Source organism: Intrasporangium flavum (genome assembly GCF_001956915.1).
GTDB classification, from domain to species: domain Bacteria; phylum Actinomycetota; class Actinomycetes; order Actinomycetales; family Dermatophilaceae; genus Monashia; species Monashia flava.
Genome location: NZ_MLJO01000026.1, coordinates 42,934 through 66,301, shown reverse-complemented (window position 1 = coordinate 66,301; position 23,368 = coordinate 42,934). Strand labels below are relative to the sequence as shown.

The 23,368-nt window shown below is 67.6% G+C and carries 19 protein-coding genes; 8 read left to right on the top strand and 11 right to left on the bottom strand.

The features are described 5' to 3' along the window. Positions 1-4 precede the first annotated feature (4 nt). The 3 genes from BIV28_RS17585 (at position 5) to BIV28_RS17575 (ending at position 5,033) form a co-directional block, all read left to right on the top strand. Complete coding sequence (locus tag BIV28_RS17585; protein ID WP_341350233.1) at positions 5-547, top strand: very short patch repair endonuclease; 543 nt, start codon at positions 5-7, stop codon at positions 545-547. Positions 548-768: 221 nt separating this feature from the next. Continuing rightward, entirely contained in the window at positions 769-3,282 is a 2,514-nt protein-coding gene (locus BIV28_RS17580) for an ATP-binding protein (RefSeq protein WP_076263826.1), read from the top strand. A gap of 2 nt (positions 3,283-3,284) precedes the next feature. Next, a complete protein-coding gene (locus tag BIV28_RS17575) occupies positions 3,285-5,033 on the top strand; it encodes a DEAD/DEAH box helicase family protein (protein ID WP_076263825.1) in 1,749 nt (582 codons plus the stop codon). Positions 5,034-6,063: 1,030 nt separating this feature from the next. On the opposite strand, the gene BIV28_RS20535 is transcribed toward BIV28_RS17575, so the two are convergent. Next, positions 6,064-7,326, bottom strand: a complete 1,263-nt coding sequence (locus BIV28_RS20535; protein WP_083707474.1) for a restriction endonuclease — start codon at positions 7,324-7,326, stop codon at positions 6,064-6,066. A 638-nt stretch (positions 7,327-7,964) separates the two neighbouring features. On the opposite strand from BIV28_RS20535, the gene BIV28_RS17565 reads away from it, so the two are divergent. Then, positions 7,965-8,891: a helix-turn-helix transcriptional regulator gene (locus BIV28_RS17565; RefSeq protein WP_076263823.1), complete on the top strand. Its 927-nt coding sequence runs from the start codon at positions 7,965-7,967 to the stop codon at positions 8,889-8,891. A gap of 241 nt (positions 8,892-9,132) precedes the next feature. Here BIV28_RS17565 and BIV28_RS17560 read toward each other — a convergent pair whose 3' ends face one another. Next, entirely contained in the window at positions 9,133-9,690 is a 558-nt protein-coding gene (locus tag BIV28_RS17560) for a hypothetical protein (protein ID WP_076263822.1), read from the bottom strand. A 123-nt stretch (positions 9,691-9,813) separates the two neighbouring features. Beyond that, complete coding sequence (locus BIV28_RS17555) at positions 9,814-10,614, bottom strand: MerR family transcriptional regulator (protein ID WP_076263821.1); 801 nt, start codon at positions 10,612-10,614, stop codon at positions 9,814-9,816. Positions 10,615-10,726: 112 nt separating this feature from the next. On the opposite strand from BIV28_RS17555, the gene BIV28_RS17550 reads away from it, so the two are divergent. After that, positions 10,727-12,241: an MFS transporter gene (locus BIV28_RS17550; RefSeq protein WP_076263820.1), complete on the top strand. Its 1,515-nt coding sequence runs from the start codon at positions 10,727-10,729 to the stop codon at positions 12,239-12,241. Positions 12,242-12,380: 139 nt separating this feature from the next. Here the strand turns inward: BIV28_RS17550 and BIV28_RS17545 are convergent, their stop codons facing one another. The 3 genes from BIV28_RS17545 to BIV28_RS17535 are packed head-to-tail and all read right to left on the bottom strand — an operon-like array spanning position 12,381 to position 14,388. Beyond that, a complete protein-coding gene (locus BIV28_RS17545) occupies positions 12,381-12,818 on the bottom strand; it encodes a hypothetical protein (RefSeq protein WP_076263819.1) in 438 nt (145 codons plus the stop codon). After that, the gene (locus BIV28_RS17540; RefSeq protein ID WP_076263818.1) at positions 12,818-14,050 is read right to left on the bottom strand and encodes a hypothetical protein; all 1,233 of its coding nucleotides are present in this window, start codon (positions 14,048-14,050) and stop codon (positions 12,818-12,820) included. The genes BIV28_RS17545 and BIV28_RS17540 overlap by 1 nt, the downstream gene beginning before the upstream one ends. Continuing rightward, positions 14,050-14,388 (bottom strand): hypothetical protein, encoded by a 339-nt coding sequence (locus BIV28_RS17535; RefSeq protein ID WP_076263817.1) that lies wholly within the window; start codon positions 14,386-14,388, stop codon positions 14,050-14,052. Before BIV28_RS17535 ends, BIV28_RS17540 begins: the two co-directional genes overlap by 1 nt. A gap of 318 nt (positions 14,389-14,706) precedes the next feature. On the opposite strand from BIV28_RS17535, the gene BIV28_RS17530 reads away from it, so the two are divergent. Then, positions 14,707-15,882 (top strand): S53 family peptidase, encoded by a 1,176-nt coding sequence (locus BIV28_RS17530; protein WP_083707473.1) that lies wholly within the window; start codon positions 14,707-14,709, stop codon positions 15,880-15,882. A 560-nt stretch (positions 15,883-16,442) separates the two neighbouring features. On the opposite strand, the gene BIV28_RS17520 is transcribed toward BIV28_RS17530, so the two are convergent. Then, positions 16,443-17,384 (bottom strand): oxygenase MpaB family protein, encoded by a 942-nt coding sequence (locus tag BIV28_RS17520; protein WP_076263814.1) that lies wholly within the window; start codon positions 17,382-17,384, stop codon positions 16,443-16,445. A gap of 74 nt (positions 17,385-17,458) precedes the next feature. Next, positions 17,459-17,860 carry a PPOX class F420-dependent oxidoreductase gene (locus BIV28_RS17515; protein ID WP_076263813.1) on the bottom strand — a complete coding sequence of 134 codons (402 nt, stop codon included), beginning with the start codon at positions 17,858-17,860 and terminating at the stop codon, positions 17,459-17,461. Positions 17,861-17,920: 60 nt separating this feature from the next. Between BIV28_RS17515 and BIV28_RS17510 the strand changes: the two genes are divergently transcribed. Further along, complete coding sequence (locus BIV28_RS17510) at positions 17,921-18,445, top strand: 2'-5' RNA ligase family protein (protein ID WP_076263812.1); 525 nt, start codon at positions 17,921-17,923, stop codon at positions 18,443-18,445. 18 nt (positions 18,446-18,463) lie between these two features. Here BIV28_RS17510 and BIV28_RS17505 read toward each other — a convergent pair whose 3' ends face one another. Both BIV28_RS17505 and BIV28_RS17500 read right to left on the bottom strand, forming a co-directional pair. Then, positions 18,464-19,771, bottom strand: a complete 1,308-nt coding sequence (locus BIV28_RS17505; RefSeq protein WP_076263811.1) for a hypothetical protein — start codon at positions 19,769-19,771, stop codon at positions 18,464-18,466. A 3-nt stretch (positions 19,772-19,774) separates the two neighbouring features. Beyond that, on the bottom strand, positions 19,775-20,383 hold the full coding sequence (locus tag BIV28_RS17500) for a hypothetical protein (protein ID WP_207556070.1): 609 nt from the start codon (positions 20,381-20,383) through the stop codon (positions 19,775-19,777). Between the two features lie 193 nt (positions 20,384-20,576). Here BIV28_RS17500 and BIV28_RS17495 point away from each other — a divergent pair, with 193 nt between their 5' ends. Then, a complete protein-coding gene (locus BIV28_RS17495) occupies positions 20,577-21,725 on the top strand; it encodes a hypothetical protein (RefSeq protein ID WP_076263809.1) in 1,149 nt (382 codons plus the stop codon). Between the two features lie 119 nt (positions 21,726-21,844). Here the strand turns inward: BIV28_RS17495 and BIV28_RS17490 are convergent, their stop codons facing one another. Further along, positions 21,845-23,365 carry a M28 family metallopeptidase gene (locus tag BIV28_RS17490; protein WP_076263808.1) on the bottom strand — a complete coding sequence of 507 codons (1,521 nt, stop codon included), beginning with the start codon at positions 23,363-23,365 and terminating at the stop codon, positions 21,845-21,847. Between the last annotated feature and the right edge of the window lie 3 nt (positions 23,366-23,368).

The following is a 23,368-nucleotide window of genomic DNA, read 5'->3' as shown; positions in this document are numbered from 1 at the left end:
TGCGATGGTCGAACCGCAGCGCGGCCGAGCTCTATTCTGGACCAGGCAGCCGACACGATCGCGTTCGCCACACCCGGCCAGGTCAGTAGGAATCATGTCAGACCATCCTCGTGGAGTGAGCGTGCCGTTCCCGCGCCACCCTACGGCCCTCAACCCGGGCCGATCCCGGAACATGCGAGCCAACCGGCGGGCTGACACGCAGCCCGAGGTGCGCCTCCGTCGGCAGCTCCACAGACTCGGCTACCGGTTCCGCAAAGACTTTCGCATCGATCTGGAGGATGTGCGGGTGCGTCCCGACATCGTCTTCACGCGCCGCCGTGTCGCTGTGTTCGTTGATGGGTGCTTTTGGCATTCTTGCCCATTGCACGGAAGTAGACCACGCATCAATGATTGGTATTGGGGACCAAAGCTTCAGCGCACGGTTGCCAGGGACACCGCCGCGAACGCGGCGCTCGTGGAGGCGGGCTGGATTGTACTGCGCATATGGGAGCATGAACCCCTCGAAGTTTCAACTCGCACGGTGGTCGAGGCACTCCAAGAAGCATGAATCGTCTCGACCTACCGCGGAGAGCGGGCGAGCCACTAGCTGGGCGGCGGCAAGCAGCAACTCCCGGAGCGTATGCGCGAAGCTGCAGCCGTTACGCCCTTGCCTGCCCAACCCACCCAGCAGCGAGCGAAGCCGTGAAGGCCGTTGGAAGTAGGGCATGATGTCACTCCAAGATGACTGCCTGTTAGAGGGCACTGAGCCACGCCAACGAGGAGAGCCTGTTGGATATCACACCGGACCCGCGCATTCTCATGGCCTTGACGTACACGCCACTAAGCCCACTCGATGCCCTCTCTGAATTGATTGACAACGCCATTGATGCTTTAAAGATCGCTGAGTTGAGAGGCGACCCAATCGAATTCCCGCTCATCGCGATCCAGATACCAGGACGAGCGGAGGTGCAACGAGGTGAAGGCCGCATTAGAATCCAGGATAATGGCCCTGGGATGTCGCCCGAAGCCACGCAGAGTGCGATCACTGCCGGCTATTCCAGTAACAATCCTTATGACAGTCTTGGTCTTTTTGGCATGGGCTTCAACATCTCGTCCGGCAAATTAGGTCGCCGCACCAGACTGATCACCGCGCGCCGGGAAGACTCGACTGCGCTCGAGGCAGTGATCGACCTGCCCCAGATGCAACAGAATCGCAGTTACACCATCCCGGATGGGCGAATTGCCAAACCGGGCGGCTTCACGCACGGCACGGTCGTCGAAATTTCCGACTGGTGGCCGCTCGGCCATAAGAACCGTGGCGTCATAGATCTGCTGGCGAACTATGGACAGCCGACAATTCGCAGGGAACTTGGCAGGCGCTACGCAACGCTTATTCAAAACGGTGTTCGCATTACAGTGAATGGCAACCAGGTGGAGGCGCACGAACATTGTGTGTGGGACCGATCCCGGTTCGTGGAGCGTAAGGGCCACGGCCAGATTCCTGCTGTAATGAATATCAACCAGGTCCTCGCGAACCAGACGCGATGCGCCGAGTGCTACGCGTTAGTGGCAGGTGGCTTGCTCCAATGCGCCGAATGCAAAAGTGCCAGCCTGCGCACCATCGAAGAACGGGTTACTGGCTGGATCGGCATTCAACGGTTCGACAATGAGACCAATTATGGGATCGATGTCATCCGTAATGGACGCGCCATTCTCGTGGGCGAGAAAAGGGCATTCTTCGAGTTTGAAAACGAATTCAGGACCGGCACTGTGCGGGACTACCCCATTGACCAACCATACGGCAGGATCGTTGGTGAACTGCATCTAGACCACGTGCCGGTGGACTTTATGAAGCAGGACTTCACGAGAGCTAGTGAAGAATGGGTGCGCGCTATTGAGTTCGTGCGCGGACGCAGTTCGCTTCAGCCGAACCAACCCGGCGCCGATTCGAACACAAGCCCGCTTTTCAAGCTCTATCAAGGTTTCAGACGAGTGCGCACCCCCGGGCGCGCCGACATGTACATGGGCTACTGGGACGACGATGCTGGAAAGCCTAAGCGCATCAGCCGACAGGTGGAGAAGGAGTATTACGGGCACTTCCTCGCTAGAGTTCCCGGATATCGGGAAGATGCCGAGTGGTGGAAGCTCGTGGAGGCAGCGGATCAGCCGCCACCAGAACCCCTGATCGAATGTCCCGAATGCGGAGCGGAGAACCTCACGACGAGTGAAATTTGCGGCGTCTGCAACCACGTTCTTCACGGGCAGGAATGCGTCAACGATGCGTGCGACGAAATCATCCCGATGTCGGCCGCTATCTGCCCCAAATGTGGCACGTCGCAAATACCAGACGTTGAAGAGCCGTGGACCTGTGAAGTGTGCGGCTCGATCAATAGCGAGGAACTGGAACTCTGCTCGGAGTGCGCAAGGCCGCGAGGGACGCCAAGCCTTGGGTCAAGGGAGTACCTCTTGAGCATTAGCCACCTCAGCGACGACCTCAGCTTGTCTGGCGCATCCATCGAGATGGCGGATGGTTCGCATAGTCATCCGGTGGATGTCCGGGTCCATCTAACCACCGGCGCCATAACTCCTGTTCATCGCAAGCCGGCAATCCCGCTGTTGAGTTTCCGGGGCGAAAACATCGAGGTCTTCCTGGACCCCTCGCATGCACTGTTCAAAGCTTATCGAAGCCGTCCCGAATATGCTGTGGCCTTAGAACTGGCGCAGTATCTTTACGAAACGAACCGGAGCATGCTGAAGCCAAGCCTGCTCGGCTTGCACTCCCTTCCTGCCATAACAGCTAAGACCCTTAGCCTGTATGCGGATTCCTTAGAGGATAGCGTTGAGAAAATCCGTGCAGATATCACCGCACTATTCGACATCCTCCGGGGGAAGCTTCCGCAATTGGCCGACGAGCCCACGGCGCAGACCTTCTATGCGGACCTGTCCGAACATGAGCAGCGCAGCCTGGTATCTAATATCATGGGGATGGGGCAGGACATTAGCAGTATTGCCCAGTGGCGCAGCACAGGTGAATACCTCGCGTATGTCTCACCCGAGACGGTCGTAAAATTGTTCAATTCGCGGCCCGATATATTCTTTGACGGCGGCGTCTGGAGCGTCTCCTACACGTCGATCGAAGGATTGGAGGGAACCGTTCTGGCTGAGGTTCGCGGGGAGCTTGCCAGTAAGTATCGAAACTGTCTCGAGGACTGTGCCTCCTTCCTTCGATACAACATGCCAGAGCCTCTAACTGCGCAGCGTTCGCGAGCTTCGGTTGACTTCCTGAACAGTCGCCTGGTGTAAACGTGTTCTTCGACGATTCAGCACTCAGAGATATCTCGTGGCAGGGCTTCGAAAGGCTCGTCTTCCGTCTTCTCAATCTTCGAGGCTTCTCGGGCGTGCGCCAAGTGGGTCAATCGAGTGACGGTGGAGCGGACGTGATTGGGCACCGGGGGGGTAAGCGGTGGCTCTTTCAGGTGAAGAAGTGGAATCGGCCGGCGTCTACCGATACGGTGGATCAAACTTTGGCTGCCTTGCGCTTATACCGGGCAGAAGTACCTGTGGTCGTCTCAATGGGGGGATTTACAAGAGAAGCGCTCGGCCAGAGGCGGATTCTGTTATCCGAAGGTATTCCCCTGCAACTTTGGGACAGGCGAAAGCTGTTAGAAATGGCCGCCACCCTCCCTACGGTAAGTCCGTCGGAGTCGTCGGCCGATCGATACGAAAGGCGCCCATATCAAGAAAATGCCATTGAGATGGTTACTAATGGTCTGCTGCACGGTCCAGCGCGGAGGGCCTTGGTCGTTTTGGCAACTGGCCTCGGGAAGACTTACGTTGCTGCCGAATCAATTCGGCGTGCGCGTATGCAGCGCTCACTTCGAGTGCTAGCGATCGCGCATACCAACCCGCTGGTTTATCAGCTCGAGCGGGCGTTCTGGCCGACCCTGACCCCTCGAGAGTCGACATTGATTTGGAACGGTCTCGAGCATCCTCCAAGCGAGCAATTGGATCGAGCCGACAATGTCTTCGCCTGCATAGACAGCCTCCATGCTGCGGTAGAAAAAGGATGGGATCTTGCACCCTTCGATGTAGTTCTTGTTGACGAGTGCCATCACGCCGGTGCGGTCATGTACCAAAGGGTCTTGCGCGAACTGACGGCGGGAGCCGCGACTGGTCCTTTTCTTCTTGGCCTAACGGCTACACCCTGGCGACCTGACGGTGCGAACATCGAGGACACGTTCGGTGAACCGCTGGTAACCGTGGACCTGGTCACTGGACTCAGGCGGGGATTCCTCGCCGAGGTGGATTATCGAATGTACACGGACAATGTCGACTGGAAGCGGCTCTCGCAACTGTCCGGTAAGAAGTTGTCTCCGAAGTCCATCAATCGCACGCTCTTTATTCATGAATGGGACGACGCGGTGGTCGACTCGCTTCAGGCTGCGTGGGGCGAGCAGGCGAGCCCTAGGGCGATCGTTTTCTGTGGGAACATCGACCATGCTCTGCGTATGCGTGACCGCATCAATGCTCTCGGCTTCACATCCGCGGAAGCGATCTATTCCGGGAGCTCCTCAGTCCGGGCTCAGACTCCCTGGGAACGTAACCGTGTGTTATCCGATTTCGAGGCTGGCGATGTCGGCGTGATTTGCACGGTTGATATCTTCAACGAAGGCGTTGACGTGCCCGATGTGAACATCATCGTCTTCCAACGCGTAACCCATAGTAGGCGGATATTCATTCAACAGCTAGGCAGAGGTCTCCGGCTGTCTCCAGGAAAGAGGCGAGCGATCGTTCTCGACTTCGTTTCGGACATTCGAAGGTTCGCCGCGGGGCTCGAGCTCAAGGACGATCTTGAGAAGTCGGTGACGGCGAAATCGGATGACACGGTGATACGACTGAACAACCGAGTCAAGTTCCTTCGCTCGACTGGTGAAGATCCTTTGAGCGAGAGTTTTCTTAGGGAGTGGCTCGAAGACGTCGCTGAGGTCGAGCGGGCTGGTGAAGATGCCAGTCTGTTGAAGTTTCCCCCCGAGTTCCCAAGCAGTGTGAGGTAAAAGTGAACGAGTCCCTACATGCTGCCCGGGGCGATGCCCTGGAACAGATTGAGTATCTGGCGCGGTTGGTGCAGAGCGATGCAGGCTTCGAACAACAAGTTGACACGTATCTGTCGGCGAGGCAGTCCCTAGCTGACTACTTCCGCCAGTTCGCCGTCGACGAGCTGGGGATGGGTGGGCCCTCGATCCCAGAGTTGAAGGCAGAGATAGCGCAACTGCTACTTTCCAAGTTCGAACCGCGGGTGCCGCGCCGTCTACTTGAGGTCCGTGGATACACCGGCGTTCACATTTTGCTTCTTCGATACCTGGGCCGGCATGTGGGAGAATATGTCCGCGCTGACCGTCTTCGCGTTCTCACTGGTGACCAGGTTCATACCGAGCGGCGAGTGCGTGAGCTCCGAGAGCTTGGATTCCTTATAGACGCGAAGCTAGTATCGGGCCAGAATCAGTATCGGCTAACGGACATTACGCCTGATGTTGTGCAAGGAGCACGTTTTCAGTTAAGACGCAATCTGGTCTCGGGGAAGTTTCCTGAGACCACGATCGCGCTCCTGCAAGCCGAATTGTAGATGCCGGCAGAGGGCAGCTCGGCGGAGAGCACGTTCCGAGGCGGCTGGGATGGGCGGTGGACGAAAATTCGGGGGCTCAGTGGGCTTGTTGAGGGGCCTCTCACGCTCAGTTGTCTTCTCTTGTGCAGGTTAGGTCAGGCAGTCGATCTCGGCCGCTAGGTGGACACTTTGGAGAGCGGCGAGGCGATTCTATTTGTTGGCATTCGATCAGCCTGTTTGCCCTGGCAGGGCATCATTGGATGATCTCGTGCTTATGTCCTGGTGCATCGGCTTACGCACCGACGCCGGGGCGAGCCATTCCTACGAGGTTGGGATCAGCCCGTCGGTACATTTGACCAGGACAATCCCCATGCCCTGTGCGTCGTCCGTTGGCGATCGCAGAGGGTGGTGTTGGTCAAATGGAACTGCTCCGTGACGCGCTCGGCGAGCACGGCTGATTTGGGAGGTCCGGACGTCAAGATTTACCGCAGGAGATCCGTTGCTGTTGTTGGGCTGTATGCTATGCGCCTTGGTGGCGCTGCTGTCAAGTCTCCGGTGAAGCGCCTACTCGAGTACGGCTGAAAGTTGGTATCGAGCCAGCTACACACTGCCGAGACATTTCCCCATCCCCGTCGTTTTAGGATCTCAACAATGTCTGAAGCGCATACAATAGCGATAGGATGGCCGTCTTCACGAATCTCGCGGTAGGCCTGCGGATGAACGTAAGACGTCGTTACGAGAACGCCGAAGTCGCGGTGCTTGAGGCGGGAGATGAGGCGGCTCATGTCCCGAACGCCAACGCTGTTGTGAGGCGTGTAGCACTTCGCTTCAAGAGCGAATTCGATGCTGATCGGATCGCCGACTGGTCCTAAGCGGTAGCGACCAACGGCATCGCGGCCGCCGTCGCGCGATTGCCTGGTCACGACTAACTCATCGGTGGCAGGGGCTAGCATCATCCAGAGTTGTGCAGCGCAGTGCTCAAATTCTTGTGGCCGTCCAGAAAAGTAGCGATGTATCTCTCGAATCATATTCATGTCTGCGGTCGTCCTCGGGAGTTGCTCCTCTCTGGTCCTGATCTCGATTGACCTTGGCGCCATGAGTCTTCTTGGAATCCCAGAGTTCACCCATTCGCGCCAAGCTGAAGGTGCCCCGGTTTCCGGCGTCTGGCCCGAACATAGCTGGTCGAGCCACTCACGCTTAACGCATCGGACATCGAGAACTGAAAACGTTGCTCGATAGTTTTGAAAGCGTTCCCCGTGCGCACTTCGCCATATTGCTACCAATTGTTCGTCCGCGGGAACTGTGGGGCTACCGGGAACCAATAGACCCCGGAAAACGACATCTGCCCCTGTCCCCGCTTTGGCAAACAGGAGGATGGGTGGTATTTGCGTTCGGTGGGCCTTCGAATGAGTCGCATCGAAATAGTTGCTGAGAGCCAGGTTTCCCTTGCGCGGCGTGTCGTGCAGTTCTCTCCCCGGTTGTTTGTTGTCGCCATAATATGTGAACGTACCGCTAGTTACGTCTAAGCGATCTGGCCAATCAGGGTCCGCGCTGGAGGTGTAGAGCACCAGGCATTTGACGTCGCCGCGGCTCGGGCTGCCGCGGAAGCGAAATCCCCCAGCGTTTCCGACCGGCAATAGTTTGGAGATGGGGTCGTCGCCCCGGTTGCCCGCGACGCCCCCCCGGTAGATCCTGTCAACGACTAGGTCGGCTTGGCCTAGATCGGCGAATGGAACGGGTTGCACACGGCGAGCTTGCCACGTCGACGGCCGCTCTGCTCAACATTCACTTCAGTTTCGCTGGGATGCGACGCAAGCTAGTGACGAGGTCGGCGCCGTGCTCCGATGTGATCGGCCCTTCGGTCCGTTCTCCTTTGCGATGCCACTCGTGCGCGAACGCTTTCGGACCAAGGGCCGCAGAACCTGCTCGTGGAGTATGGCTCGAGTTGCTGGCCGATGGGGTGATCGCCTTGGTCAGCCTTGAGGGCGAAGCCGCCGTGGGCCCCTGGCAGGGCGCCGCGTTTCCTCGATTCCGTGGGGCGCTTCAGATGGTGTTGTGAATCATCCACGCCGTGACGTTGCCGACGAGCCAATGCTGTCCAGACGATGAGCGTGACGGCATACGGGACCACCGCTTAGCTATCGACTAGCCCGTGCCGGGGCCGATCTAATCTGGGGCGTGGTGGTCGCTGTCGGAATGAACATCGATGGCCGCCATCGACGGCGACCCGACGAGCTCGTCCGCCTTGCCGACCGTAACGGGGGCCGTAAGTCAATCACTTTGGGATGCCCCGCAACCTCGACAAAACGCCGCAAGGGCTGAAGGCCGCTCTTACGATCGTCGGGCCGGACTGCTCGATGACCCCGCAGGCGATCGGAGCGCGATGAGCACGCGACAGGCCGCGACCCTGGTCGGTGCCGGGCACCCGCGTGAGGCGGACGTGCTGCGGCTCGCCGTCGACATCGCCCGCCAGGCGGCTGCCGACGAGCCGTTCGCCGAGAAACTCGTGCAGCGGATCGAGGTCGTCCTCGGCGCCGAGGGGGGAGCGGGGCTCACGTCGTTCGGCCCCAACGTGCAGACCGGTGACGCCCCGGCGGTCGTCGCGTCGGAGGGGTGCGTGGTTCCGCTCGGTCAGGCGGAACGCGCGGCGCAGTACGCCGGCAGCCACCCGGCGATCGAGGCCATGCGTCGCATCGGCGTCGCCGGCCCGGTCCGCACGAGCGACCACGTGCGCATGGACCAGTTCTGGGACACGCCGGAGTTCGACGCCATGCACGGCTGGTTGCCCGACGGCCAGTTTCCGGTCGCCATCGCGCTGCACCTCAGTGCGACCGACCTCGTGTTCCTCGGGCTGCACCGCGGACGGCGCGACTTCACCGACGACGACCTCGACGCGCTCGCCCTGATCCAGAGCATCATCGCGCCCGCCCTCACGCTCAATGTCCGGCTCAAGGCGGCGCTCGCCAGGTTGGCCGCCGTCGAGGGCGACGGTGATGACCTGCACCGGGGCAACGCCAGCACCGGTGCCGGCCCGGACGGCGGGGTCACCGACGCGGCCACCCAGCTCCCGACGCTGACCGCCCGGGAGCGTCAGGTGCTGGCGCTCGCGGCCCAGGGCCTGACGAGCCACGCCATCGGCCACCGTCTGGGCCTGAGCGAGCGGACCGTCCGCAAGCACCTGTCCTCCGTCTACGCGAAGACCGGCCTCCACGGTCGCGCGGCGGCGACCGCGTGGTGGGCAGCCAGCGGTGCCCCGCGCGCTGCGGCGCTGCACCCACAAGAGCCAAGGGGTGTCGTTTCCGACACCTAGTGAAGGGCCGGCATGCCCCGCATCCTTGGTGGGAGCGTCGTCGTCGGCCTTGGGAGGGGAGGCGACGGCTGCACGGGCGGATGGACCCCCGAACGCTGGCAGTCGCGACATCGACCGCCGACGTCCGGGCCAGCAGGGGTATCTGGGTGCGCACGGCAGGGGCTCCGCGCACCCAGATCCCACTGCCGGACGCGGGCGCTGCGCAAGGTGCGTGACGACCCGCGACCGGACGTGGCAGCGCTCAGCTGCAGTTCACGCAGCCACCGGACAGCGGCATCTCCATGAAGCAGGTCGGGCAGATCGCCCCGCGCCGCTCGGGCGCCACGGCGGCCCGCGTCGTCCGCTCCCGCGTCTGGCGCTCACGCGCACGCGTGGTCAGGGTCGGCGTCGCGTCGGCGGGGACGTCCGCACCCCAGTGCCGGTAGCACTCGAGGCGCGCCGCGGCCGCGTGGTTCTCCCGGTCGAGCGGGTCGTCCCCGACCGACTCCCCGGAGAGCCGCAGGACCTCGTCGTAGCCAGAGCCGACGTGACCGTCCTGCTTGTGCACCACGAGGGAGGTCAGGGGCGGCTCGGCGCGGACGTGGTTGACCTTCGCCACGTCGGTGACGAGGCCGCCGATCCAGTTGCGCATGCTCGAGTGGGTGTGCAGCGACGAGCGACGCTGGACCTCCTCGGCCAGCTCCGAGTAGGTGATGACGGCGTTGTAGCGACCCGCGGTCTCGACGAGCACCTCGTACGCGTGCTTCACCCAGTACGGCTGCGCCACCTTGGGGGTCACGTACGTCTCGCTGTCCGGCATGCCCTGCCACCTTCTTCCTCGGTCACCTCGACCCGACCAGTCTCCACCCGTCGCCCGTCGACGCCGAAAGGCCCCGGGTAGGGCCCTTCCGGCGGTCAGCGGCCGATCGGCGCCCCCGCGGCCTCAAGCGTCCGGTGACGTGACGGGCCAGCAGACGACGGTCCGGTGGTCGAGGAGGTCGTCCTCGTCACCGCGGGGCAGGTAGCGCTCGCGAACGGGGCCGTCGCTGGCGATCGCCTTATCGACGACGGTCGTGCCGAGGACGCCGTAGGCAGTGTCGAGGTCGATGAACGGCCCGTCGTGGGTGGTTGTCGCCAGCCGGCCGCCCGGCACCTGCTCGGCCCCCGGCGTCCCCTCGGGCACCGGCACATAGCACGTCAGCTCGGCCGCGCCCTCGGTGAAGAACTCCGTCGGGAACAGCGTCCCGTCCGGCCCGGTCCGCTCGACCCCCGCCGACCGCAGCCGCGCGTGCAGCTCGGTGAACGCCTGCACCCACCACGCCGGCGCCTCGTCGCCGCCCACCACGCCACGTGTCACGAACGCCCACACCGTCGGCTCGTCGACCACCGTCACCTCGAGCGAGGGCCCACCCCCGACGAGCAGCCGCCGCAGCGACTCCACCGTCGCCTGCGTCTGCTCGAGCTGGCGCGTCATCCGGTCCAGGTGCTCGGCGATGACCGCGTCGCGTGCCTCCGCGGTCGGGGCCGCGAGCACCGAGCGCACCTGGGGCACCGGCAGGTCGAGGTCGCGCAGGCGTCGGATCAGCTGGGCTGAGCCCACCTGGTCGGGGGTGTAATAGCGGTACCCGGAGTGCGCGTCGATCTCGGCAGGCGCGAGCAGCCCGACCTCGTGGTAGTGCCGCAGGGTCTTGACGCTGAGGAACGTCATCCGGGAGAAGTCGCCGATGCTCAGTCGCGTGCTCATGGACACAGGCTCGACTCTCCCACAGGGGGAGACTCAAGCCGCCGGCACCGGCCACGACGAATTCCGGTGCAGCGCTTGACTCTCCCCCTGCCGGAGACCGGACAACGGAGTCATGACACAGACACCGACCCGCAGCAGCGCCACTGAGCGCACCGCGCAAACCGCCACCCGACGCGTCACCCCCGACGCCACCCGACGCGTCCCCGACGCGTCGAGCGCCCCAGCCTCCACCGCACCCGACGCTCCCAGCCGGTTGCCGCTCTTCGTGCTGCTCGCCGGCATCTTCCTCAACGTCCTCGACTTCTTCATCGTCAACGTCGCCCTGCCGTCCATCGAGCGCGACCTCCACGCCACCGCCACCGCCCTCGAGTGGGTCGTCGCCGGCTACGGGCTCACCTACGGCGCGATGCTGCTCGCCGCCACCCGCCTCGGGGACCGGTGGGGCCGCCGCCGCGTGTACGCCGCCGGCACCGCGCTGTTCGTCGTCACGTCGGCCGCCTGCGGCCTCGCCCCGACGATGGACGTGCTCGTCGCCGCCCGGTTCGCCCAGGGCGTGGCCGCCGCGATGCTGACGCCGATGGTCCTCGCCCTCATCGGCGACACCTACTCCGGCGCCGCCTACCGCCGCGCTCTCGCCGCCTACTCCACCGCGATGGGCCTGGCCGCCGTGTCGGGCCAGATCATCGGCGGCCTCCTCATCCAGCTCGACCTCTTCGGCCTCGGCTGGCGCTCGATCTTCCTCGTCAACGTGCCCGTCGGCGTCGCCGCCCTCGCGCTGGTCCGACGCACCCTGCCCGACGTGCGCCCCAACCGCGCTGCGCGCCTCGACCTGGTCGAGCTGGCCCTCGCCACAACGGTTCTGGTCGCAGTGCTGCTGCCGCTGATGGAGGGCCAGAGCCACGGCTGGCCGCTGTGGACGTGGCTCAGCCTCGCCGCCGGCGTCGTCCTGACGGTCCCGCTCGTCGTCCGGGCCCGGACGCTGCACCGACGCGGCGCCGACCCACTCCTTCGCGTCGCGCTCGAGGCGTCGCCGGCTCTGCGACACGGCCTGGCCCGTCAGTTCCTGCTCTTCCTCGGGATGGCCTCGTACTTCATGGTGCTCGCCCTCTACCTGCAGGCCGACCGCGGCCTCGGTGCTCTTGCCTCGGGCGCGCTCTTCGGGCTCGTCGCCCTGCCGTACCTCGCCGGCACCTCGAAGGCAGCGTCGCTCGTGGCCCGCTGGGGCAGACTTGTCGGGCCGGCGTCCGCGCTCGTGTTCCTCCTCGGGCACGCGCTGACCTGGGTGGGCGTGGCCGACGCCGGGGCGCACGGCTCGGTGCTGTGGCTCGCTCCCGGGCTCGTCGTCTCCGGGTTCGGCATGGGCGTGTGCCTCACGGCGCAGATCGGCGCGGTCATGTCGCAGGCCGGGCGGGAGGACGCCGCGATGGTGAGCGGCACGATGTCGACCGTGCAGCAGCTCGGCAACTGCATCGGTGTCGCCCTCGTCGGCCTGCTCTACTTCGCGGTGACGACCACCGGCACGGGCGCCGCCTTCCAGCACAGCCTCGTCTACCTCGCGAGCGTCATGGCCCTGCTCGCCGTCGTGTCCGCGCTTCCGTCGCGTCGTGCGTCTGAGGCCGTCGCGTGAGTCAACTCGACCGCGAGCCGTGCTGCGCGTCGCCCACGACGTGCAGCACGGTGTCAGCGGTCAAGGTCGTCGATCGCGGTCGTGCATCACCGCCAGGGAAGGGGCCTGGCCTGCGACCACGTCCGGACGGTCTGCCGGCTCATGCGTCGCTGTCTCCGGTCGTGGAGGTTTCGGACGTCGAGATCTCGTCGTCCGGATACGTCAGGTACTTGACGCGCTTCAGCCCGATGACGGGTCGCGGGTAGATGTGCTCGGTCTCGGTGCGGTACGCCGGCGGCACGAACCACTTGAGGATCGGGAAGGGCAACAGGATGCCCAGCAGGCCCCAACCGGTGCAGGCCACCATCCAGACGCCGAAGGCGTTCACCACGAACGAGTCATAGTCGATCTTGACGAAGACGCTGTAGAGGGTGATGGGCACGAAGCCCATGAACAGGCCCAGGGTCATGTAGTAGCCGCCCTCACCCGCCGTCGAGGTCTCGAACGTGCGAGCGCGGTTGGGGCTGGCGATGGCCTGATAGGTGATGAAGACGAAGAAGCCGAAGAGCGCGAGGACCAACACCGACGTGAAGTCCATCAGTTCCACTCCGCGACAAGAGGGCGCAGGCGTGTCTGCTTGGTGTCCTCGCGCGTCGGGGCGAGCAAGCTCCACGTCGCGTTAGTGCGACGACCGATCTCCTGCCCGTAGGCGCCGCCCGCGACTCCGCAGGCGACCGAGCCCATGGGACCGGCTGGTGCGCAGGCGACGCCGGATCCGAAGCCGACCACGGCTGCGGTCCCGCCCTGCACGCCGGCGCGCAGGCTCCTCTTCCACCACGGCATGTTCGGGTACTTCTCGTTGTCGTCGAGCACCTGGCTCACTCCTGTCGTGGCGGCCGTGGCGACAGTTCCCGCTCGGCCGACCCACTTGTTGATGGTCTTGAGGGTTGACATCGCCGGGCCGTAGCTGGTTCCGGGAACAACGCGATTCGAGTACCAGTCGATCGACTCGACGCCGTTGCCGACGATCTGCGTCGCGGTGATCGAGGCGCCGATGCCCCACGAGACCTGGTCGACGACCTTGGGTCCCGACGTGATGCCGGCGTCGATGAGCCCTTGGGACAGTGACCACTCCGGCAGCCCGGTCTGCAGGTCGTCGTACTCGTCGACCGGGACCTGCACGTCCTTCGGCGGGACCAGCATCCGCTGCGTCAGAGGGAGGTCGCCGATGATCTCGTCCTGCACGTTGCGCACCGGCGCGACCACGAACGGCCCGGCGAGGCTGCCCGGCCCGAACCGCTGCGTCGCCAGCTCACCGAGCTGACGCGTCAGGGCTCGGCGTCGGACGTGCAGCGTGGCGAGCGCCTCCTCGTACCGCCCGCGAGCCAGCTGCAGCCGGCGGTCCCGCACCTCGACGGCGAGGTGCAGGCGGTGCTGACGCTGCTCCGGCGTGAAGGTGAAGGCGCTGGCCTGCACGTCGGCCTCGTACTGCGCCGTGGCGTCCTCCTGTTCCCGCAGCGACGCTCGGGCCACGGTCTGGGCCGCCTCGAGCGCGATGGCCAGGGCCAGCAGCGCTGGCCCGATCCCGCCGACCTGCTCGAGCACCAGCCGGCTTCGCGACGCGAGGTGAGCCGCCTCGGCGCGCGCGACGTCGGCGCCTGTGCCCTGCCACACCGCGGCGAGGACGCCGTCGACCTGCCCGCGCACCCCGGCCGTCTGCAGGCCTGTCGACGCGATCGACCCGAACCGGCGCGCGGCCTGGCGCAACGCGTCCGGGTCGCCGGTCGGCACGTGCATCGGGCCCTGCCGGGCCTCCCGGTCGACGCGCATCAGAGCGCCGTCCCGTCGTGACCGGCGGGAGCAGGGCGGCCGAGCTGCCCGAGCGACTGCGCCACCACGAGCTCGACCTGGCGGCCCGAATGCCCGACCCACGCCACCTTGCGCCCCAGCGCGGCGAACGCGCCGGACGCCGTCTCGACACCGACCGTGTGGGTGGTCGTGAACTCGGTGACCGCGCCGAGCAGGAACGGGTCGTCGTCACCGACGCCCCGGCGCAGCAGGCCGCCGGCGAACGCCAACGCCTCGGCACAGTCCTTGAGCGCGGTGGCGGTCAGGGCGAGGGTGTCACCGGCGGCGCCGGCCCCCTCGGTGTCGATCGCGTAGGACATGCCCCGAGGCTAGGGACATCCCGGACACCCCGCCCGCCGTCATCCACAGCCCCCGGCTGCGAGACGCGTCGGGACGGGGCGACGCGCCTGCGCTCGCTGACCGCTCAGCCCTTGCGGGAGACGCACCGCCGAGCCTCCACACCTTCAGCGCGCCAATTCCTTTGCGTGGCAGAAGTCTTCCCAAACGTTGGCCAACGCTTTACCTCGCCGGGCGCCGCGTCCGGAACGCGGCGCCCGTCAGGTTGGGAGGCCTCGACGCTTGCGCCGCCGACCCCCATCGACGCTGCGCCGAGCGTCACACCCAACCCTGGAGGACCTGTGAAACGCTCGGCTCTCTCACTCTCTGCTGCCGTCGGCGCGCTGATGCTCACCGTCGGCGCGACGTCGGCGATGGCCCAACCGACGGCTGCACCGGCCGCGTCCACCCACCGCGCCTCGCACGTCTGCGCGGTTCCCGCGGCGGGCTACGCCGGCTGCAACGACATGGTCGTCGTCGACGCGACCGGCAAGCCGCAGGTGACCGCGGCCCCGAGCGGGTACGGCCCGGCCGACATCCAGTCGGCGTACGGCCTTACGGGCCTGTCGAGCGGCGGGCGCACCGTCGCCATCGTCGATGCCTACGACGACCCGACAGCCGAGGCGGACCTCGCCACCTACCGCACGCAGTTCGGCCTGCCGGCCTGCACCAGCGCCAACGGCTGCTTCCGCAAGGTCAACCAGACCGGCGGCTCGAGCCTCCCGCGCACCGACGCCGGGTGGGCCACCGAGATCAGCCTCGACCTCGACATGGTCTCGGCGTCGTGCCCCGACTGCAAGATCCTGCTGGTCGAAGCCAGCACCCCGTCGTTCGCGAACCTCGGCACGGCCGTGAACTACGCTGCCACGCAGGGCGTCTCGGCCATCAGCAACAGCTACGGCGGCTCCGACTCTGCGGGAACCTCGGCCTACGACCACCCCGGCATCGCGATCACCGCCTCGACCGGTGACAACGGCTACGGCATCGAGTCGCCGGCCTCCTTCGACAGCGTCATCGCCGTCGGCGGCACGAGCCTCACCCGTGCATCCGGCACGAGCCGCGGCTGGGCCGAGAAGGCGTGGAGCGGCGCAGGCAGCGGCTGCTCGACCCTGAACGCCAAGCCCGCGTGGCAGACCGCCGCGACGCAGTGCTCGGGCAAGGCCAACGCCGACGTGTCGGCCGTTGCCGACCCGAACACCGGTGTGGCCGTGTACGACTCGACGTCCTACCAGGGCCGCAAGGGCTGGCAGGTCTACGGCGGCACCAGCGCCTCGGCCCCGATCATCGGCAGCGTCTACGCCCTGTCGGGCAACACCGCCGGCTACCCGGCGTCCTACACGTGGGCGCACACCTCCGGCCTGAACGACGTCACCACCGGCACCAACGGCACCTGCACCCCGGCCGTGTGGTGCACGTCGGGCACCGGCTGGGACGGCCCGACCGGCCTCGGCACCCCGAACGGCACCAGCGCGTTCTGATCCACCAGCAGTGACAAGGAAGGGGTCCGTCTCAGGCGGGCCCCTTCCTTGCGCGCCGTCAGTGCCGTCTGTGAGGCCCCCGTTGACGCTTGACAGTTCGGACAGACGAATCCCGGTTTGGTCGGCTCAGCGAATTGTCGAGCTCGCCCGGTTTCTCTGGCCGATCTGACAAGCGACATGCCACTTGTTGATCGGCAGCAGACGTCCACAACAACCCTGACGAAAGGGCCCATTGGAGCGAGGCCGTGGCTCACCGTCATGGTTCTTGCTGATGTCGTGGCCCGGTACACGTCAATGCTGACCTAGTGTTCGATGCTCCAGACAAGCCGACACCGCAGAGGTACTGTTCACGAACTGGACCACGATGGAGGAGGCGTCATGGGACGCGGACCGATGCAGCAACCTACGAAGGCTGAGCTCCGTCAGGCTCTCGCGGATGCCGAGAGGCGTGCTCAGGCCGCCGAGCGCAACGCCGCCGTCTCTGACGGCAAGGCAGAAGTCCTTCAGGAGACGATCGTGAAGATCGCGACGGAGGGCGCAGCGAGTGAGGCCCCCGTGCGTCACCTGCGGTCTGTCAGCGAGTAGTCCCGCACGTCTCGCGTCACCGTAGCGGATTGATCGCGGGCGTCGGAGGGGCGGCGCTCGCCCAGACCGGCCATGCCCCAGCGGACCGTCGCCGCGCCGAGGTGGCCGAGCGGACGGCCGACGAACCGCGCCACCGGGTCCGGCACCGGCAGCCCGAGCATCTCCCGCGCCCATCCCGGCAGCAGCGACACGCCACCCGCCGCCAGCACGCCGTAGCCCGGCCGGGCCGTCCACGGCAGCGGCGGGTCGAGCAGCAGGAACCGCGCCGCCTCGCGGGCCGCGTCGGTCGCCTCGAGCTCGGGACGGTACGACGTGAGCACCGCGCGCAGCTCGCTGACGGACGCGGGTGGCGTCGGTACCCCCAGCCGCGCCGCGGGCACGCCCGCCTGCCGCACGTACACATCGGCTTCGGAGGACGTCAGAGGCGCAGCCGCGAACGCCTGGAACGCCCGCAGGAACGAGTCGACCTCCGCGACGTGCACCCACGTCAGCAGGTGCGGGTCGCTTGCGCGGTACGGCCGACCGAGGGCGTCGCGCCCGCGCACCCGCTCGTGGATCTCGCGCACGTGCGCGATGGCCTCCTCGGCGTGCTCGACCGTGCCGAACGTCGTCGTCGCGAGGTAGTGGCTCGTGCGCTGCAGCCGGCCCCAGGGGTCGCTCTTGTAGCCGCTGTGCCCGGCCACCCCCGCCATCGCCATCGGGTGCAGCATCTGCAGCAGCAGCGAGGTGATGCCGCCGGGGAACATCGACGCGTCGGCGTGCACCCGCCATACCGGGTCGGTCGGCGCGAACCACCGCTCGCCCTCGGCGCCCCAGATGCGCGCGGCCCGGGCGGGGGCGTCGTCACCGGCGACCTTGTCGCGCAGCATCATCCCGAGCCGACGCTGGAGGGCGCGCGTCACCGGTTGGAGGGTCATGTCGCCACGCTAGGCGAGGAACCCGTCACTCCCAAGCGCGCTGTCCAACGTTGCGGCGCCCCCGAGCGCCCGCGTCAGGCGAGCGTGATCCGGATGCCGGCCCGCGCCTGTCGCTTGACGGCCCACGACGTCGCGGCGGCGACCAGGTCGCCGAGCCGCGCCATGACGTACTTGCGGCCCATCGCCCGCTTCACCGCGGCGACGCCCTCCGGCGTCCGGTCGACACGCGCAGTCCCTGCGTACGTCGGCGCCTCGGGGGCGACGCGACCACGGATGTCGCACGGCCGCAGCTCGATCCGCGCCGTGTGGGCCAGTCGCTTGAGCTTGCCCGCCGGGTCGACGGTGACGACGACGAGCTCGCCGCCGTCGCGAGCGCACCACACCGGTGTCGACACCGGGGTGCCGTCGCGGCGGAAGGTCGTGAGCGAGACGTAGCGGTGCGCGGCGACGACGTCGAGGTCGCTCGGGGTCTCCATCCGCCCACCCTACGCACGCGTCGTCCACCGACGCCGACGACGAGCCCGCCACAATGGGGCATGGCGCTCGCGCTCTGCCTCCTGCTCGACCCGCCGTCCGCCCGCACGGTCACGCGCCTGTGGGAGCGGCTCGAGGAGCGCGGCATCGCCACCCTCCTGACGCACACGCACGGGCGGCACGTGCCGCACCTGTCCTACGGCGTGTGCCTCGAGTGGGACCTCGACGCCGTCCTCGCCGCCACCGCGACGCTGCCCGACGCCGGACCGGTCGAGATCGCCGTTCAGGGCACCGTCGCCTTCCCACGTGGTCGCGCCGCCCTGGCCTGCTCGGTCACGTCGGCGACCGCCTCGCGGCAGGAGCACGCCGTCGCCGCCCTCCGCGACACCGGCGCCAAGATCCACCGGCACTACGAGCCCGGCCACTGGGTGCCGCACGTCTCGGTGTCCACCGGGCTGACGGCCGCGCAGCTGCCGCTCGCGGTCACCTCGGTGGCCGACGTGCTCCCGCTGACCCTCCGCTGCGACCACGCCGCGCTCGTCGACACCGCAGACGGACGCCGGTGGCCCTTGACCGGCGTCCCCTGACCGACGCGTCCCGCCCGGTCAGGCCGTGGCGTGGGCGACCGCGAGGGCGGCGACGACGACGGCGGCCGCGACGAGTCCCGACGCGGCCGCTGTGGCGAGCCGTCCGGTGCGGCCGGCGACCTTCGCCATCGCTGCCACTGCCGCCGTCAGGCCGGCCAGCAGCACCGCGAGCGACAGCAGGTCGGCCGCGCCGCCGGCCCGGTCGGACGCGTCGACGGCCGACTGCTGGGCCCGCAGGTCTGCGGCCAGCTCGGCGTCGCCCGAGGCCAGCAGCTGCACGATGTCGGCGTCGACGCCGTCGGCGTGCACCGGCAGCTCGAGCATCCGGGCCGACAGCGTGGCCCACGTGCCGGCCGCGGACTCGTCGGCGCGGGCGATCGCCTCCTGACCCGCGTCACCGACCGATACGTCGACGAACTGCCTTGCCAGAGAGACCATCTGGGTGCGGATGGCCGTCTGCGCCGCGTCGACGACGAGCGCCTGGCGCAGCTGCGTGCCGAGGATCGTGCTCGCCATCCCGGTGGCCCGGCGTGACCCCGCCGCCCCGTCCGACGACGCAGCCGAACCCAGCACGAGCTGCGCCGCGGTCAGCACCGGCAGCAGCAGCCAGGCGAGCAGGGCCGCGCCGGCCGCCACGCGCGTCACCGTCGTCCGCTCCTGCCACGGCCCCGGCACGACGCCGATGTCGGGGTCGCCGGCCCCCGCGCCACCCGAACCCGAAGCGCCCCGGCGCCGACGCGTCGACACCAGGCGGACCACGACGTACCCGAGCGCGAGGGCCACGGCGGCTCCTGCTGCCCAGGCCGCCCCGGCGGCGAACCGGTCGCCCTCGGCCACCGCGTCGATGACCTCGGCCCGCGCGACCCGTGCCGAGGACCCCACGACGTCGGCGAGCCGCCGGTTCACCGCGTAGCCGTGGTCGACGTCCGCGTACCGGTCGGCCAACAGCGACGCCGACGCGCCGAGGCTCGCCCGCAGCTCACCGGACGCCTTGCGCAGCACCCGCGCCTCCACCGCCGCCGCCGGCGACCCGGCCCCCGCGGCGTCGAGCGCGTCGGCCCGCACCTGCATCAGCGACACCTGCAGCGCCAGCGGCACCTCGTCCTGGTACACGTGCCGCAGGTCCTCGCCGAGCAGCGCCGCCGCCTTGGTCTCCAGGCGCGTCGACGACGTCCACGCGCTCGAGGCCTGCGACGTCAGCCACGTGGCCAGCGCCAGCAACGCCGCCACGACGATGCTGACGACGACCTGCGCCGCGTTCGTCGACGCCGCCCGCCACGCCCGCGCGACCGGCCCGAGCGCCCCCTGCGGTCGCCGCCCGGGCACGGGTCACGCCGCCCGCTCGTAGGGAACCGCTCCGAACTGGCCGACGAGCACGAGGTGCGGCCCGTCGAAGGACCACTGGTACGCCTCGACCGAGAGGTCGTCGAGCGGCTGGTGGTCGTAGTCGCCGCTGGGGGAGCCGGGGTCGTGCAGGCTCTGCCAGCCGCCGCTCGGCCTCACGAGCAGCGACCGGCCCTCGACCGACAGCGTCCCCTTGGTGGCCACCTGCATCTGGAAGGTGCCGCTCGACCGCTGCTGCATCATCACCTCGGCCCGCTCGAACGACCCGTCCGGGTGGATCCGGTAGAGCACCTCGGCCGAGCCCTGGTCGAGGCTCTGCCACGTGCCGACGAGGTCCTCCGGGACGACGCCGGACGCCTCGGTGGTCGGCAGGTCGCTCGTCGGCGCGTCGGTCGTCGGCACGCCGGTCGTGGGCAGGTCCGTGGTCGGGGCGGCGGACGTCGCGGGGGAGGGCGTCACCGGCGTCGAGGAGCCAGAGCCGCCTGACGCACTCGCGCACGCCGTGAGGGCGCCCGCCAGCGCGACGGCGGCCAGCGCCGCGACCACCACCCCCGAACCGCGACGGCGAGGTACGGCTGCTGGCGTGGTGCGCATGGTGGGCCCCCGAACGGCTCCGTGGCCCGCCCCGGCGGCGGGCGTCCACTCCTCAGAGGTGGCACACCCCACGCTCGATACGGACGAAACGGACCGATTGAGTAGCGACGCTCAGTCTCAGTGCCGCCGGCCGGCCCTCTTGTCCCCGAAACCGATCCGCTCACCGGATCACCACGGGAGAAAGAGCACCACCATGCGCATCGCCTTCACGCCGGCCGAGCACGGCTTCGCGTTCAGCAACTCGTTCACCAACCACGTGCTGCGGATCCCCGCGCTCGGCATCGACGTCACGACCGGTGGCCGCTGCGGCGGCATGGCGGCCGCGTCGATGGACTACTGGTACGCCGGCCTCGGCATGCCGGACAACCGCTCGCTGCCGCAGGACGGCACGCTCCTCGCCGACTACGTCTACGACCGGCTCATGGACACCTTCGTCGACAACGGCGTCAAGTTCGTGCAGTACGCGACGAGCCTCGACCACCCGACCTGGTTGCGCGGCAAGGGAGTTGCCCGGATGACCCGCGAGGACGAGCTGCCGAGGCTCAAGGCGCGGCTCAACTCCGGCCAGCCCGTGCTGCTCGGCCTGACGCAGGCCCGCGACATCACCCAGCTCGGCCACGACCACCAGGTCGTCGCCTACGGCTGGGAGCAGGACAGCCGCTACACCTACGTCCTCGTCTACGACAACAACAACCCCGGCGTCGAGGTGCGGATCCGCCTGACGACCGTCGACGACCCCGCCGAGCGCGCCATCACCGGCAGCAACGGCACGACCTGGCGCGGCCTCTTCGTCGGCTCCTACAGCCGCAAGACGCCGTCGTGGCTCGCCAACGGCCGCCTCCTGCACGACTCGACCGACCCGCGCATCAACGTCATCCGTGGCGGCGCCGCGTTCTGGATCCCGTCGCCGGCCGAGCTCGACGCCGGTGGTTACCGCTGGACCGACGTCGTGGCGGCCAAGCCCGGCTCGATGGCGCACGTGTCGACCTGCCCCGGCAACGGCACGCTGGTGCGCGAGCGCGGCACCGACGGCGTCTACGTCGTCTACGGGGGCAAAGCCTTCGGCATCCCGTCGCCGGCGTGGATGGACGCGCTGCACCTCGACTGGAACGCCGTGCGCGAGATCCCGCTGGGTTCGCTCGCCGGTCTCCGGTCGGCGCCGCGCGACCACACCCTGCTGCGCGAGCAGAGCTCGGCGCCGGTCTGGTTCGCCGAGGGCGGCCGGCTGCGCCACGTCACGAGCCCCGACGTCATGACGCGCCTCGGCCTCGAGTGGGGCTGCGTGCACGTCGTGCCCGACGGCGCCCTCGCGGGCCTCCCCGTCGGCACCCCGCTCACCTGACGCGTCCGGCGCCCTCCACCCGCAACACACCGAGCAGTCGCCAACCCGTCCGGGTTATTCCAGTCGGAGTTGGCAACGACCCGGTGTGTTGCGGTGTCGGGGGTTCAGGCGTCGATGCGTCAGCTGGTGACGGGCGCCCCCGGGTCAGCCGGCGGGCGGAAGTTGCCCTTCGACTTCGTGCCGTTGATGAGGGCGGTGCTCATGCCGTACCGCAGCACCGCGTCGGCGATGGCGTCGCTGTTGACGTCGAGCGCCGTCAGGTTGACGTTCGCGTAGGTGTCGCACGCCTGGTGGTAGCAGGAGTCGTACGCGACGCCGGCCGTGCCGCCCCACAGCGCCGCCTCCTGGGCGGTCTTGACGCCCTCGGCCCCGGTGAACAGGCCACCGGAGGGGACGTTGCTCGCGATGAACGGACCGTAGTCCGAGCGTCCGGAGAAGTCGGTGCCCTTGGACGGGATGCCGCGCGAGGCGTAGAAGGCCTCGAACGTCTTCTCGATCTGCGCCGACCCGGCCGGGCCGGGGCCGGCGCCCTCGTTGTCGGAGTTGTCGCCGTCGTAGACGAAGAAGACGTGGTTCGGCGAGCCGACCATGTCGAAGTTGAGGTAGAGCGCGATGCGCTGCAGCTCGCTCGCCGACAGGTTGTTGACGTAGTACGTGGACCCGACGAGGTTCGACTCCTCGGCAGCCCACCACCCGATGCGGATCGTGTTCTGCGGCTTGACCTTTCCGAGGTTCTCGGCCACCTCGAGCAGGGCCGCCGAACCACTGCCGTTGTCGTTGATGCCCGGCCCGGCGTTGACCGAGTCGAGGTGCGCGCCGGCCATGACGACGTTGCTCGTGTTCTTGCCCGGCAGCTCGGCCAGGACATTGGCCGTCGTCGCGATGCCGCGCAGGGTGTCGGTCTTGAGCCGCAGCACCAGCCCCGGCGTGGAGGCCAGCGTCAGGCCGAGCGACTGGTCGATGCCGACGACCCCGATGTCCTCGGTGAAGTCGGCCCCGAGGGTGCCGTTGAGCGGCCCGGCGGCGTTGTTGTAGACGACGACGCCGACCGCGCCTGCCGCGAGGGCGTTGCGGGCCTTGAGGGCGAAGGTGCAGGCCACCGGGAAGCCGGGAGGTGCCCCGCGCGACACGAGCGCGATGTTGCCCGCCGGGAAGCCGGCCCAGTCGGCCGCGTTGCAGCCGCGGAAATCTCCGGACGGCGTGCTCACGGCCGCGGTGACGTCGCCGCTGCCGGAGTAGCTCATGATCGCGTGCGGTAGCGGCCCCGGGAAGGGTGCCACCTCCTGCAGGATCGACGGCGACAGCGAGACGAACGTCTGGAACTGGAAGGGCTGGGTGGTCACGCGCCAGCCGGCGGCGCGCAGGCGTCCGACGACGTAGTCCACGGACGCGTCGTAGCCGGGGCTGCCGGACACGCGGGTGCCGCCGTTGGCGTCGGCGATCGACTGCAGGGCGGCCTGGTGCTCGCGCACGCCGTCGAGCGTGACGCACTCGAGCAGCAGTGCCGTCGTGTTGTTGACTCTCGTGCCGCACCCCGACGGTGGTGCGGCTGCTGAGGTGGTCGATGCGCTGAGCGCGCCGATCCCGGCGAGGACCGCCGCGGCGACGGCCGCGACGGCAGGGCGAAATGCTCGGTCCATGTG